Raw genomic sequence first — 14,720 nt, forward strand, 5'->3', positions numbered from 1 at the left:
CCCGGGCGGCCGCATCAAAACCACAGTTTACACGTGGGAGGAAACTATGAACTTGCTACTGAAATCGACAACGGCGCTCGCGTTGAGCCTCGGGGTACTCACCGCACCGGCCTTCGCCGGAATGGACGAGGCCAAACAGTTCCTGGACGCCGAGATCGGCGATCTGTCGACGCTCTCGCGCGCCGACCAGGAAAAGGAAATGCAGTGGTTCGTGGATGCCGCCAAGCCGTTCGCCGGCATGGAAATCAAGGTGGTGTCGGAAACCATCACCACCCATGAATACGAATCCAAGGTGCTCGTGCCCGCCTTCACGGCGATCACCGGCATCAAGATCACCCACGACCTGATCGGCGAAGGCGACGTGGTCGAAAAGCTGCAGACCCAGATGCAGTCGGGCGAAAACATCTACGACGCCTACATCAACGACAGCGACCTGATCGGCACCCACTGGCGCTACCAGCAGGCCCGCAACCTGACCGACTGGATGGCCGGCGAAGGCAAGGACGTCACCAACCCGGGTCTGGACGTAGCCGATTTCGTCGGCACCAGTTTCACCACCGGCCCGGACGGCAAGCTCTACCAGTTGCCCGACCAGCAGTTCGCCAACCTCTACTGGTTCCGCTACGACTGGTTCACCGACCCGAAGATCAAGGCCGAGTTCAAGGACAAGTACGGCTACGAGTTGGGCGTTCCGGTCAACTGGTCGGCCTATGAGGACATCGCCGAGTTCTTCACCGGCAAGACCATCGACGGCCAGACCGTCTACGGCAACATGGACTACGGCAAGAAGGACCCGTCGCTTGGCTGGCGCTTCACCGATGCCTGGATGTCCATGGCCGGCATGGGCGACAAGGGCGAGCCGAACGGCCTTCCGGTCGACGAATGGGGTATCCGCGTCAACGACAAGTCCCAGCCGACCGGCTCCTGCGTGGCCCGCGGCGGCGCGACCAACTCTCCGGCCGCTGTCTATGCTATCGAGAAATACACCCAGTGGCTGGACAAGTACTCGCCGCCGGCAGCTGCAGGCATGACCTTCTCCGAAGCCGGCCCGATCCCGTCGCAGGGTGCGGTCGCCCAGCAGATGTTCTGGTACACCGCCTTTACCGCCGACATGGTGGGGGATGGCGCCAAGGCCGTTCTCAACGACGACGGCACGCCGAAGTGGCGCATGGCTCCGAGCCCGCACGGCGCTTACTGGGAAGAAGGCATGAAGGTCGGCTACCAGGACGCCGGTTCCTGGACGCTGATGGAATCGACCCCGGTCGACCGGGCCAAGGCAGCATGGCTCTACGCCCAGTTCGTCGTCTCCAAGACGGTGGACGTGAAGAAGTCCCACGTGGGCCTCACCTTCATCCGCGAGAGCACCATCCAGGACAAGAGCTTCACCGAACGCGCACCGAAGCTCGGCGGTCTGGTCGAGTTCTACCGTTCGCCGGCCCGTGTCCGCTGGTCGCCCACCGGCACCAACGTTCCGGACTATCCGAAGCTCGCCCAGCTGTGGTGGCAGAACATCGGCGACGCGTCGTCCGGTGCGAAGTCCGCCCAGGAAGCGCTCGACAGCCTGTGCCAGCAGCAGGAACGCGTCCTGCAGCGTCTGGAACGCGCCGGCGTCCAGGGTGACCTCGGACCGAAACTGAACGACGAGCAGGATCCCGAAGTCTGGCTCAGCCAGCCCGGCGCTCCGAAGCCGAAGCTCGCCAACGAAAAGCCGCAGCCGGTCACGGTCGACTACGACACGCTGATCGCCAGCTGGCAGAAGTGACCTCCCAGGCCGGGGCCTACGGGCCTCGGCCACCCCACCCTACCGGGCTTAAGACACGACCTGCAGATGACCTACATTCTCGCGATCGACCAGGGCACGACCTCCAGCCGGGCCATCCTCTTCAATCAGGACATGCGGCCGGTCGCGGCGGCGCAGGAAGAATTCGCACAGCACTTTCCCTCCTCCGGCTGGGTCGAGCACGACCCCGCCGATCTCTGGAAGACCACGATCATCACCTGCAGCGATGCGCTGCAAACCGCCGGCGTCGCCCCATCGTCCATCGCTGCCATCGGCATCACCAACCAGCGCGAAACCACCGTGGTCTGGGACAAGGCTTCCGGCCGGTCGGTCTATAACGCCATCGTCTGGCAGGACCGCCGCACCGCCGATTTCTGCCGTACCCTGAAGGAAGACGGTCACGAAGCAACCATCACCGCCAGGACCGGACTTCTGGCGGACCCGTATTTTTCCGGCACAAAGCTGAAATGGATCCTCGACAATGTCGACGGCGCCCGTGAAAAGGCCGCCCGCGGCGAGCTTCTGTTCGGCACCGTGGACAGCTGGCTGATCTGGCAGCTCACCGGCGGCAAGGTGCATGCGACCGACGCCACCAACGCCGCCCGTACCATGCTCTACGACATTCACAAGGGCCGCTGGAGCGAAACGATCTGCGACCTCTTCGACATCCCGATGGCCATGTTGCCGGAGGTGAAGGACAGCGGCGCAGACTATGGCGTGACCGATCCCGGCCTCTTCGGTCATCCGATCCCGATCATGGGTGTTGCCGGAGACCAGCAGGCGGCGACCGTCGGCCAGGCCTGCTTCAAGCCGGGCATGCTCAAGTCGACCTACGGCACCGGATGCTTTGCGCTGCTCAACACCGGGGAGACGGCGGTCACCTCGCAGAACCGGCTCCTGACCACCATCGCCTACCAACTAGACGGCAAGCCGACCTACGCGCTCGAAGGCTCGATCTTCGTGGCTGGCGCCGTCGTGCAATGGCTACGCGACGCGCTGAAAATCATCCAGAACGCCGCCGACACCCACAGCCTTGCCGATGCGGCCGACCCGAGCCAGAACGTGATCCTCGTTCCCGCCTTTGTCGGCCTTGGCGCGCCTTATTGGAACCCGACCTGCCGGGGCGCCATGTTCGGCCTGACCCGCAACACGGGACCTGCCGAATTCGCCCGCGCCGCCCTTCAAAGCGTCGGCTTCCAGACCCGCGATCTCCTGGAGGCGATGAGTGCGGACTGGGACAGTTCATCGGACGTGGAACAGACCCTGCGCGTCGACGGCGGCATGACCGGCTCGGACTGGGCGATGCAGTTTCTCGCCGATATCCTTGGCGTTCCGGTCGACCGGCCTGTCATTACCGAAACGACCGCCCTGGGGGCCGCCTGGCTGGCCGGCCAGCAGGCGGGCGTCTATCCGGGACAGGACGAATTTGCCCACAACTGGCGTCTGGAACGGACTTTCGAACCGGAGATGAAGGCGGAAGATCGTGAACGCGCCTACGCCGCCTGGAAACGGGCCGTCGAGGCGACCTTGAGCGTATGAGTCTACGACACGACAAGCTTAAATTCACGACAGAGTGGAACCTTGGGCTATTCCCGATTCACTGGACAGGTTTCGGCGTAAATTATCGCCCGACTCTCTAAGCTGCTCTTTGCACCTGCTGACCGGGTTGGTTTTGTTCGATGGGCTGTCAATAGACCACAGCGGGCGGTTCGTCGCCAAACGAACGGAACGATCACAAGGCTTCAGAGCCTCGACTGAAGTTTTGGTGGCGATAGTCTGTTGGCGTGATGCCCGTGAACCGGCGGAAGGCGCGTGTAAAGTGTTGAGGGCTCTCATAGCCGGCCATCATTGCGACATCAATGACCTTAAGCGCAGGATCACCGAGGCTCCTGCGCGCAAGCTCGAAGCGGGCTTCCTGAAGAATCTGGGAGTAGGAACTTCCGCAAAGCTTGAGCCGTCGCTGAAGTGTTCTTGTGCTGATCCCTGCCATTTCTGCGGCGAAGGCGACATCGGTGCGTCCATCGGTAAGGTAGGGCTGAACCATCTTTCGAAGAAGGCTGACAAACTCCCAGCCCTCCGGTTGACCCTGATGGTCATCTCCTGACGCCACCAGGGCCGAACCGCTTGGGGCCGACTGGCCTGTTGACTGTGCAAGATAAACGCGGCCGACGACGACGGATGTTTGAGGTTGGCCAACCAGTATGCGCGTAGTGGGAAACGCCGTGTGGATGGCATCGGTCAGACGGTGGGGTGATACGAAGCACATCTCGCTTGGGGACCACATTGGACCCACAACACTGCGCACAACCGAAATAACCGCCTGGAGGTTCAGCCATTCTGCGAGGCAAATGTAAGGGTGGCGCTCCAAACCCGCCGTATTGCAGATGACGCGAACATCGTCAGCCTCCTGCCGGACGCTCATTTCAAGGGCGCTGTCCTCGAACTGCGACAAGGCGGCCAGGGCCTCGAGGCGTTTCAGGCCGGTTTGCGCCGTCATGATGGCAGCCTGTTGGATAGGACGCAGAGACGACAATGAGGCAGCCTGTGCGCCAATCAGTCCCAGTTCCATGGGGTGAAAGTCGTGACCGGTTCGCGCGATCCATTCCAAGGCAACGGGGATGCTGACGTAGAGATCGGGGGTCGATTCAATGTTTTTCGGCAAATTCGAATGTGCAAGATCACGGTCGACCGGAGCACCTATCTCGCGCAGTGCCGAGATATAGTTGTTCAGATGGGTCGCTCGGACGAGCGCAAGCCTGCTTTCCAAACACAATCCCCCTTGGGTCGCCCGCTTGAATTTTGGCGCGCATTGGTTGGAGTTCGTTTCTCCAACCGGTCAATGTGGTCATTCCACATCCATCAACCAAGGGTAACACGGATGCCCCGCCGAACGAAGGATTCCGTAAAGGAACTTGCCAGAATCAGGTCGGCGATCGCCGGGCTTGTTCTGGCCGGCACGATATCGCTTGAATCCGCAGCAACACATCTTGCGACCACTCCGCGAACGCTTCAGCGCAGATTGAGCAACCATGGCATAAACTTCTGGGCACTCGTCGAGCATAATCGGTTCGAGATCGCCAGCGCTTTACTTCGCGAGACCGACTTGAAGGTTCAGGAGATTGCCGCAAGGCTTGGCTACGGTACGCCAAGCACCTTTGCCCGGGCATTCACCAGGTGGTCGGGACATTCGCCCAATGCCTACAGGACAGCGCACGCAAATCGGTTCCCCGTAGGCGAATAATGGCGCGAAATGGGCAGAAGCGATACATGACGATACGTAATCTCGGACAGCCATTAAGACCTGTTCGAGGAGTAACAACGGATGATCCGACTGACTGCCGTGAGCGCTTTCGCGTTAGCCTTCACCCTTGGGTCTGCGCTGGGGCAGGTCTCGCCAGCAGAACTCGAGGCGATCTCCATCCCCGACAAGGTCGAAACCCCCATCGGTACGCTGGAGTTTTTCGATGGCGTTCCCAAGGACGCGACGATTTCGACAGTCTACGACAATCTTGACCGCATGCGTGGGATGGAGGTGTTTCTGGACAATGTCGGCGCCGTGTCCATGTACAGCGTGCGCACCGGCCTTGCGGATGCCGGAGCCAAGGGAGCGAACAAGATCGCGCTCTTCGAGCAGTTGATGGATTCGCAGACCCTCGTGGTAACGGCCAACACGTCCACGCTTTACGCCTATACCTACACGGATCTCGCCAATGACGGTCCCACGGTGATCGAGGTGCCGCCCGGCATGCTCGGCTTCCTCAACGATGCCTGGCAGCGCTTTGCCGGCAATATGGGCGTCACCGGACCCGACAAGGGCAAGGGCGGCAAGTATCTGGTGGTGCCGCCGGGCTATGACGGCGCTATTCCCGAAGGCTATTTCCTGCTGAAGCCATCGACCAACAGGAATTTCATGTTTCTGCGTGGCTCCATCAAGAACGGGCTGAAGCCCGCGGTGGAAAACATCACGTCGAAGCTGAGGGTCTATCCGCTGAAGGATGCGGCCAATCCGGTGGAAACCGAATTCGTCAACATGTCGAACAAGCCGTTCAACACCGTCTTCGCCAGTGATTTCAGCTATTTCGAGAGCTTGGACAAGGTTATCCAGGAGGAGCCGATTGACGCCATCAGCCCGGAAGTGCGGGGCGCGATTGCTGCGATCGGCATCGTCAAGGGCAAGCCTTTCGCGCCGGACGAGCGAATGAAGAAGCTACTGAGCGAGGCGGCAACACTGGCGGACGCGACAGCGCGCGTTATCACTTATCATCCCCGCATCGATGGCGTGAGGATCTATCCCGATGACCCGAATAGCGTCTGGTCCACGGCCTTTGCCAACAAGAACACCAGTTTTGAGGCAGACGGCACGATGGGCCTCGACGCGCGGGTGCTGTACTATTTCAATGCAGGCGGCGTGACACCCGCCATGGCCGCTACCCATCCGGGACAGGGTTCGGACTATGGTCTGGCGGTTCTCGATTCCAACAAACAACCGTTCGACGGGTCGAAGACCTACAGGCTTCACCTGCCCAAGGATGTTCCGGTGAATGATTTCTGGGCGGTCACCATTTACGATACCCAGACCCGGTCGCAGCTCCAGACAAGCCAGCCGTTCCCCACTATCGGCAGCCAGACCGATGGCATGACCAAGAACGCCGACGGCTCCTATGACGTCTATTTCGCCCCCGAAGCACCCGCAGGCAAGGAAGGAAACTGGCTGCAGACCGTTCCGGGCAAGAGCTGGTTCACCATTCTACGCATGTACGGCCCGCTGGAGCCCTGGATCAACAAGACCTGGCGGCCGGGCGAAATCGATTTGGTTGAGTGATTTGATCGGCGGAGCAGATGCCCCGCCGATTTGCCCTAAATGGCCTGTCGTACAAGCGCGTCCTGGCACTGACACATAGGATAAGAGAAGATGACACAGATAAACGGATTTCTCGGAACGCCGTCTGCCTCGACGTGGGTCGGCGCGGTGCTTGCCCGTTCGAATGGGGCACTGCGCTCCACAAAGCGGCACGCGACCCAAGCCTTAGCCGCCATCGCCCTTGTCGGTATGACCGCCAGTGCACAGGCCCAGACCGAGCAGAAACTAGAGGCCATCGCAGAGCAGGCCTATATCTACGGCCTGCAACAGGCGATTTATTATGGCCAGCGTTGGACTTACACCCAGAATGACGCCAAGGATAACATCGTCTATGCAGGCCTGAACCAGTTTGCATGGGTGCGCAAGCAGATTACCCCCGATTATCCCGTGGTCACGCCGAACGCGACCACGCTTTATGGCGCAGGCTTTCTTGACCTGCGCGCAGGACCAGTCGTCATCGAAGTGCCAGAGATCACCGACCGTTACTTCAGCGTCCAAGTCATGGATCAGTACGGCATATTTCGGATGATCGTCGGGTCGCCCTTCAATGGCACAAAGGCGCGAAAATATATTCTGGTTCCGCCGGGATTCACCGGCAATGTTCCGGCCGATTTCCCGACCACTGACATCGTACAATGGCCGGCCCTGACCGCTTACGGCGTGGTCCGTATGGCTGTTGAAACCGGGTCCGCTGCCGAGATCAAAACGATCAACGGCTATCAGGATCAAGTGACCATCACGCCCTTGGCCGACTGGCTGGCCAAGGGCCACAAGGGCATCGCCCAAGCCGACAAAAAGAAAGTGAAGGGCGAATTCCTCATCCCCGATGGTCTGCCCGAATATCAGTTCGGTCAGGTCGACAAACAGACTGCCGAGCAATATTTCACCCTGCTCAGCATAATCCTGAACGATCCGACCATGCCAACGCTCAAGGATTCGATCATGGAGGCCGACATGCTCAAGCAGCTTGAGGCGTTCAACATCGGCAAGGGTCTGAGCTTTGACTGGGCCAAACTGACGGCAGAGCAAAAAACGGCACTCGAGACCGGGTTCAAGGCCGGGTTTGACAACGTGCGCAAGACGCTGAAGACCAACATGATAAACATGAATGGCTGGGGCGTCGTGCGCAATGACGGCGGATTCGAAACCCGTTGGATGGACCGCGCGATCATCGCCGATGCAGCCTGGGCCGCACCGGACAAGAACATCTCGCATGGTGGTGCGTTCCTGTTCACCGATTCCGAAGGCAAGCCGCTCGATGGCAAGAACAACTACACCCTGACCTTCGAGATGAACGATCTGCCGCCGGTTACCCAATTCTGGTCCATCCCGATCTACAGCGCCGAAGGCTACTTCGTGGCCAATGAGATCAACCGCTACACCATCAACAGCTTCATGCTGAAATCTGGTGAGCTGGTGGCCAAGGACGGCAAGCTGGTGATCTATATCCAGAACGAAAAGCCCTCTGATCCGGATCAGGCGAGAAACTGGCTTCCGGCGCCGGCCAAAGGGTTTCGCTTCACCTCGCGCTTCTATGGGCCTTATGCTCCGCTGGTAGACGGCACTTACAACATGCCGAAGGTGATCAAGGTCGAATGATCCGAATGATCAACCATGGGTACCCGGACGGGTGCCCTCGATCTGCAGACCGCACCGAGGAGACAGTGACATGATTAAGCGGTTACTTCTGTCCACAACCGTCTTGGCGTGTTTCGCCGGATTGCCGGCCTCATCCGAGGTCAACAAGGCCGAACTGGAGTCGATCTCCATTCCCGACAAGGTCGAGACGTCGATTGGCACCCTCGAATTCTTCGATGGCGTACCGATCGGCGACACTGTCGACAAGGTCTATGACAATCTCGATCTTATGCGGGGGCTGGCAGCCTTCTTGGACAATCAGGGCGCGGCCTCGCTCCACGCCATGCGGATGGGAAATGCGGGCATCGGCGCCGATGCGTCCAACAAGTTCACGATCACCGAGCAACTGCTCCAGCCGGAATCCCTCTATCTGACCGGGAACACATCGACGCTTTATGCGCTTGGCTACATGGATCTGAAAAAAGATGGCCCATTGGTCATCGAACTGCCGCCCGGCATGCTAGGCTTTGTCGATGATGCCTGGTTCAGATTTGTCGAGAATCTGGGCGCGATTGGCCCGGACAAGGGGAAAGGCGGCAAATACCTGATGCTGCCGCCCGACTATCAGGGGGCGGTGCCGGCAGGGTATTTCGTGATCAGAACCGACACGTACAGCAACCTCGTGTTCCTGCGCGGCTCCATCGCGAAGGGTCTTGAGCCTGCGATCGAGAACATCAAGTCCAATCTCAAGGTGTATCCGCTGGCGCAGGCGGACAACCCGCCTGAAACCGAGTTCGTCAACTTCTCTGGCAAGAGCTACAACACGATTGCGCCAAATGACTTCAGTTTTTTTGAGGGCATCAACCAGGTGGTTCAGGAAGAGCCGATCGGCGCGATCGACTCCGAGGCACGGGGGCTTCTGGCCGCGATCGGCATCGTGAAGGGCCAACCCTTCAACCCAGATGCGCGCATGAAGAAGCTGCTCGGCGAAGCGGCGACAATCGGAAACGCGACGGCGCGGGCCATCACCTATCAGCCGCGCATTGATGGTGTGTTCATATATCCTGACACGAATAGTGCCTGGACAACCGCCTATGCGAACAAGAACACGACCTTTGAGACCAATGGCGCGATGGGTCTCGATGCGCGTGTCTTGTTCTATTTCAATGCGACCGGTGTGACACAGGCGATGGCGGCCACGACTGTCGGGCAAGGTTCCGACTATGCCCTGGCTTATCTTGATGCCGACAAGAAACCGCTGGATGGGTCAAAAACGTACAAGCTGCGTCTGCCGCCGGACGTTCCGGTCAACAATTTCTGGGCGGTAACGCTCTACGACACGCAAACGCGCTCCTTGCTGCAAACTGGGCAGAAATTCCCGACAATGGGCAGTCAGAGCGAGGGGGTTCACAAGAACGCCGACGGCTCCTACGACGTTTATTTCGCGCCAGAGGCGCCAGTGGGCAAGGAGGGCAACTGGCTCCAGACCATTCCGGGCAAGAGCTGGTTTACCATCCTGCGCATGTACGGTCCGCTGGAGCCCTGGATCAACAAGACCTGGCGGCCGGGCGAAATCGAATTGGTCAAGTAAGGCTGCTGAAACCTGAAATCCCGATCAATTCACCTTCGAACATCACAATTCAAATGGAGCTCGGTTTTAGAATGAAAAGCTTTTCTTCTCTATCTCTGATATGCGCGCTTGCCATGACCCCGCTTCCCCTGGCGGCACACGCGGCCGAACCTGTCATCGTCAATGTCGACAATTTCGACAGGGCGCAGACCGACTTCGAGTTTGTCGGCATCATCAAGCTGGCGGACGGCATCAACAAGCTGCACCATAACCGGACACCGACGCCGATCGACAAGCAGAATGTCATCCGGATGAACCGCGACACGCTGTACAGCCTCGGCGTCGTCGATATTTCAAAGGGAGCGACCGTGACCATGCCGGATGCCGGAAAGCGATACATGTCGCTGATGGTCATCAACAATGACGGCTACGTCAATGAGGTCTTCTATGGTGCTGGTGCCCACGAACTGACAGTGGACAAGTTCGATACGCCTGTCGTCGGCCTTGTCATCAGAACGCTCGCAGACCCGGAAGACAAGGCGGATCTCGAGGAAGCTCACAAGCTTCAGGACATGATCGAGATTTCGGCCGGTTCGGATGCACCGTTCGTGATGCCGGACTACGACAAGGCAAGCTACGAGGCGACACTCGCGCCGGTTCTCGATCTTGCCAAGGGGCTGAAGCGGTACATCAACACCTTCGGCTCCAAGGAGGAAGTCAACCCCGTCCATTTCCTGATCGGCACCGCGTCCGCCTGGGGCGGGTTGCCGGACAAGGCCGCGGTTTACGTGAATGTTCAGCCTGACCTGCCGGTGGGCGAATACGAACTCAAGGTCAAGGATGTGCCGGTCAAGGGTTTCTGGTCGATCAGCCTTTACAACGCCAAGGGCTATTTTCAGGAAAATGACCTTCATGCCTACAGCCTCAACGATCTGACCGCGAAGCCGAACAGTGATGGGTCCTACACCATTCGCTTTGGCGGATGCGGCGAGGGTGTCGAGAATTGCCTGCCGATCATGGACGGCTGGAACTACGCAGTGCGCCTGTATGAGCCGAGCGAAGCGATTCAGGACGGTACATGGACGTTCCCGGGTCCGCCGACGCCACGGAAGAAGTGACCGGAAAACGGCCCGGCCGCTAGACTGTCCGAGCCATCTCGGATGCAGCTTCACAAGCCGAAATGCGTAGCGCTGGAGGACCCAGGGTCCTCCCAGACGATTAGAAAAGCCAAACAAATTCTGTTCCTGAGCCACTTCCAGTTCACGGGTGTGGCTCCACTTTCAATCTGTTGGGAGAATTCCGATGAAACAGCTGGAACTTGCAGTAAACAGGCGAACACTGGTAACGAGCCTGGCCGCAACTGCGGCGATCGCCGCGGCAGCCCCTCACTCGGCCGCACAAGCAGCGGAAGAAAACGCCGACTTCCTCTTTGTCCAGACCTCAAAAAGCATGGCGTTCGATCCGGCAACCATGACGCTGACTCTGAAGGATGTCAGTCCGACGACGTTGTTCTTTTCCGACAGACCGGAACGGATCGCCGGCAACATGACCACCGCTGCATTCCTTCCGTTTTGGAGCGACGGCACTGACAGCTTTCTCTCGGATCCGCCGAATGCCGATATTTCGGTTCTTGAAGGGGAAACGCTTCGTCAATCGGTGGTGGTCCTGATGGATCCGCGCCTCGACGGCAATGATCTGGTCTACACCGTGAAGACGATTGAAGGCGGGTTGCCTGGTACGGGCGAAAATGTCTCCGTCTTCATCGATGTCATCGGAATGCCACTCACACCGCTTTCCTATGCCGGCGCCCGGCGCCGCGTTTATCGCCGCGCATATATGTATCGATAGATGCAACCCGGGAATGCAGAGTGCGATACAGGAGCGGCTGGGTTGCTGAATGCTTCACGGCCGCAAGCCTTACGATGCTGCGAATTGACCTCGGTTAGTCGGGACAATTCAGATCCTGGAACGCGGTGTAGCACTTGGCAGGCGATGGCAATTGGATCACATATGAACGTTAGAGCGCCGGGCGATAACTGAAAGACTCATCGACGAAAGGGGCGGCAAAATTAAGTGGCAATTGGCTGATTGCCAAAAAAGCATACCGCATTCCTAACGCGTGATGCGTCACGTAAAGCATCGCGGTTTATAGTCACCAGTCATCACAGATACGTCCGCTCATCGATCGACGTATTCTGGATCTGCTCCAGAAGCAGATCCAACATCGCCGTTTCGGCCCGGTTCATCTTTGCCTTCGGGTTCCACACCACATGAACGTCGATCTCCGGCAGGTTGTCGTAAGGCGGCAATTGCCACAGCATGCCGTCCTCCACGTCGCGGCGGACCACATGCACCGGCAGCGGACCAATGCCGAGGCCAGCCAGAATCATGCGCCGGACTTCCTCCAGATTGGCGGAGGTGCCTACCACCCTGTCGTCCAGATCGGCTTCCGCGCGCATCAGCGTCACCGGCCTGAGCGCATCCTCCAGACGATCGGTGACGAAACTGACCGAGGATTGGCCCGCAAGGTCGGCCTTGGTCAGGTTGGAGCGCCCGAACAGGGGATGGGACGGACCGCAGAACAGGGCAAAGAACTCGCGAAACAGACGGGTATATTCCAGCTTCGGGTTCCGGGTCCTGACGAGGCAGACGGCCAATGATACCCGCCGCCCCATCACCGCTTCCAGCGCGTCCTTGCTGGCGGAAACATTGATGGAGATGGTCGCCGCCGGATGCATCTGGTGGAATTGCCTGAGCGTCTCGTCGAACAGCGGACTGACCACGTGGCTCGCCACGGCGATTTCCACATGGCCGCGAACCTCGTCTGAAACATCCCGCATCAAGGTTCCCAGACGCAGGATCGCGCCCTGGATATCGACCGCCTCCTTGTGCAACAGCCGGCCGGCCTCCGTCAGTTCGAAATGGCCCGGAGACCGGTTGATCAGGCGCTTGCCGATCCGTTCTTCGAGCCGCTTGAGCGCGCTGGAGACGGTCGGCTGCTTGAGCCGAAGCCGGTCGGCGGCTTCCGTCACGCTGCTCGACCGCGCCAGGACGATAAAGGTTCTCAACAGGTTCCAGTCCAGGTCGCGGGCAAGCCGTTCCGGATGGAGGGGTTTTGGAAGCGAAGCCATAGATCAGATCTATAGTTAGAATTTCTATTATCTATTTGTTCTATGAAGCGTCTCTTGTCACGGTCCCGTCAAGATAATTCTGACAAGGGAGGCGGCGATGGGTATCGAGGCGCGCGAAAGACGCCAGCCATGGATCCTGTTGGCGCCTGCGCTGACAGCAGTCACGCTGCTTCTGTTCGTGCCGCTCGCCTTCATCGTGGTCTATTCATTCTGGCTCAGAACCGCGACCGGCGCCGATCAGGTCGGCTTCTATCTCAACAACTGGCAGGAAGCGCTCGGCGACCCGTTCTACCGGGACATCCTGTTCAGTACACTCCGGATCGCCGCCATCACCACGGTCGTCTGCGCGGTCATGGGCTATCCGGCCGCCTATTTCATTGCCCGCTCGAGGGGCAACAAGGCGATCCTTCTGCTGATGCTCATGCTGCCGTTCTGGATCAGCTACATCATCCGCACCATGTCCTGGATCAACATCCTCGGTGTCTCCGGTGCCTTGAACTGGCTGTTGCAGACGCTTGGCCTCACCAGCGAACCGGTCCAGATGCTCTACAACGAGACCACGGTCATTCTCGGTCTCGTGCATTTCCTGCTGCCTTTCATGATCCTGAACGTCTACGTGGCGCTGGAAGGGATCGACATTTCCCTGGAAGACGCGGCCTGCTCGCTCGGGTCCACCCGCTGGCAGAGCTTTCTGGAAGTTACCCTGCCGCTCTCCCTGCCGGGTCTCGCAGCCGGTGGCCTTTTGTGTTTCGTCCTCAGTGCCGGCACCTACATCACGCCGCTGGTGCTCGGCGGGCCGCGTGACGCCATGTTCGCCAACCTGGTGTTCGAGGCGATCATCACCCAGCTCAACTGGCCGCTCGGCTCCGCGCTCTCGCTCATGCTGCTGGCGATCCTGGGCGGGCTGGTCCTGATCTACAACCACTTCCTCGGCATGGGGCAACTGATGAAGGGGCTCGGCTGATGGGTTGGCTTCTGATCCGCGGATGGGCTCTGCTCGTCTATATCTTCATGTTCCTGCCGGTGGCGGTGGTCGTGCTGTTGAGCTTCAACGCCAGCCAGTTCGGCAGCTTCCCGATGACCGGCTTTTCCCTCCGCTGGTTCGTCGAACTCGCCAATAATGATGCGATCCTGAGAGCGTTCCAGACATCCCTCCTCCTGGGCGCGCTCACCGCTTTGGTGTCGACGACCCTCGGCGTGCTCGCCAGCCTCGCCCTCGTGCGCTACCGGGTCCCGGGCTCCAATCTGATCTCCACCATCCTGATCGCACCAATCCTGGTGCCGGAGGTGGTTCTGGCGGTCGCCCTGCTGCTGTTCCTCAACGCCCTGTCGCTCAACAAGAGCTTCCTGCTGCTGCTCATGGGCCATGTGATCTTCACCATGCCCTTCGTGATCCTTGTGGTTCAGGCGCGTCTTGTCGGCATCCGCCGCGATTACGAGGAAGCGGCGATCAGCCTGGGCGCCCATCCGGTACAGGCCTTCTTCCAGATCACGCTGCCTCTGCTGGCGCCGGCCGTCTTCGCCGGCATGCTCTTCGCCTTCACCATCAGCTTCGACGACATCACCGGCACCCTGTTCTGGAAGCCCGGCGGCGTCGAAACCGTGCCGACCCAGATCTTCGCCATGCTGCGCAATTCCATCTCTCCGGAGATCAACGCGCTCGGCACCGTGATGATTTTCCTGACCGTCGGGCTGCCGCTTCTCGGCATGGCCGTCGCCCGGCGCATGGCCCTTCAGCGCGGCAGCTAGAACCGCGCGCAACGCACACAACGAACATCCAGAAAACCAACCGGAATTGGG

The 14,720-nt window shown here is 59.6% G+C and carries 12 protein-coding genes; 10 read left to right on the top strand and 2 right to left on the bottom strand.

The window, feature by feature from the left end; all coding sequences use genetic code 11:
- Positions 1-46 precede the first annotated feature (46 nt).
- Positions 47-1,762 carry an ABC transporter substrate-binding protein gene (locus tag ABIN98_RS15385; protein ID WP_346911357.1) on the top strand — a complete coding sequence of 572 codons (1,716 nt, stop codon included), beginning with the start codon at positions 47-49 and terminating at the stop codon, positions 1,760-1,762.
- A gap of 66 nt (positions 1,763-1,828) precedes the next feature.
- The gene (glpK, locus tag ABIN98_RS15390; protein WP_346911359.1) at positions 1,829-3,319 is read left to right on the top strand and encodes a glycerol kinase GlpK; all 1,491 of its coding nucleotides are present in this window, start codon (positions 1,829-1,831) and stop codon (positions 3,317-3,319) included.
- A gap of 193 nt (positions 3,320-3,512) precedes the next feature.
- Here glpK and ABIN98_RS15395 read toward each other — a convergent pair whose 3' ends face one another.
- Positions 3,513-4,547 carry a helix-turn-helix domain-containing protein gene (locus tag ABIN98_RS15395; RefSeq protein ID WP_346911361.1) on the bottom strand — a complete coding sequence of 345 codons (1,035 nt, stop codon included), beginning with the start codon at positions 4,545-4,547 and terminating at the stop codon, positions 3,513-3,515.
- A 111-nt stretch (positions 4,548-4,658) separates the two neighbouring features.
- On the opposite strand from ABIN98_RS15395, the gene ABIN98_RS15400 reads away from it, so the two are divergent.
- The 6 genes from ABIN98_RS15400 (at position 4,659) to ABIN98_RS15425 (ending at position 11,637) form a co-directional block, all read left to right on the top strand.
- Positions 4,659-5,021 (top strand): helix-turn-helix transcriptional regulator, encoded by a 363-nt coding sequence (locus tag ABIN98_RS15400; protein ID WP_394701518.1) that lies wholly within the window; start codon positions 4,659-4,661, stop codon positions 5,019-5,021.
- 81 nt (positions 5,022-5,102) lie between these two features.
- Positions 5,103-6,602, top strand: coding sequence for a DUF1254 domain-containing protein (locus ABIN98_RS15405; protein WP_346911363.1), 1,500 nt, complete (start codon positions 5,103-5,105; stop codon positions 6,600-6,602).
- Between the two features lie 90 nt (positions 6,603-6,692).
- Positions 6,693-8,240, top strand: a complete 1,548-nt coding sequence (locus tag ABIN98_RS15410; RefSeq protein ID WP_346911364.1) for a DUF1254 domain-containing protein — start codon at positions 6,693-6,695, stop codon at positions 8,238-8,240.
- Between the two features lie 70 nt (positions 8,241-8,310).
- Complete coding sequence (locus tag ABIN98_RS15415; RefSeq protein WP_346911366.1) at positions 8,311-9,810, top strand: DUF1254 domain-containing protein; 1,500 nt, start codon at positions 8,311-8,313, stop codon at positions 9,808-9,810.
- A gap of 113 nt (positions 9,811-9,923) precedes the next feature.
- Positions 9,924-10,907, top strand: a complete 984-nt coding sequence (locus tag ABIN98_RS15420) for a DUF1214 domain-containing protein (protein ID WP_346911368.1) — start codon at positions 9,924-9,926, stop codon at positions 10,905-10,907.
- Between the two features lie 148 nt (positions 10,908-11,055).
- Positions 11,056-11,637, top strand: coding sequence for a hypothetical protein (locus ABIN98_RS15425; protein WP_394701519.1), 582 nt, complete (start codon positions 11,056-11,058; stop codon positions 11,635-11,637).
- A 314-nt stretch (positions 11,638-11,951) separates the two neighbouring features.
- On the opposite strand, the gene ABIN98_RS15430 is transcribed toward ABIN98_RS15425, so the two are convergent.
- On the bottom strand, positions 11,952-12,920 hold the full coding sequence (locus ABIN98_RS15430; protein ID WP_346911371.1) for a LysR family transcriptional regulator: 969 nt from the start codon (positions 12,918-12,920) through the stop codon (positions 11,952-11,954).
- Between the two features lie 97 nt (positions 12,921-13,017).
- Between ABIN98_RS15430 and ABIN98_RS15435 the strand changes: the two genes are divergently transcribed.
- Complete coding sequence (locus ABIN98_RS15435) at positions 13,018-13,884, top strand: ABC transporter permease (RefSeq protein ID WP_346911372.1); 867 nt, start codon at positions 13,018-13,020, stop codon at positions 13,882-13,884.
- On the top strand, positions 13,884-14,669 hold the full coding sequence (locus ABIN98_RS15440) for an ABC transporter permease (protein WP_346911374.1): 786 nt from the start codon (positions 13,884-13,886) through the stop codon (positions 14,667-14,669). The genes ABIN98_RS15435 and ABIN98_RS15440 overlap by 1 nt, the downstream gene beginning before the upstream one ends.
- The last annotated feature ends 51 nt before the right edge of the window (positions 14,670-14,720 follow it).

The sequence above is a fragment of the uncultured Roseibium sp. genome (assembly GCF_963675095.2).
In the GTDB taxonomy this organism is placed as follows: Bacteria; Pseudomonadota; Alphaproteobacteria; order Rhizobiales; family Stappiaceae; genus Roseibium.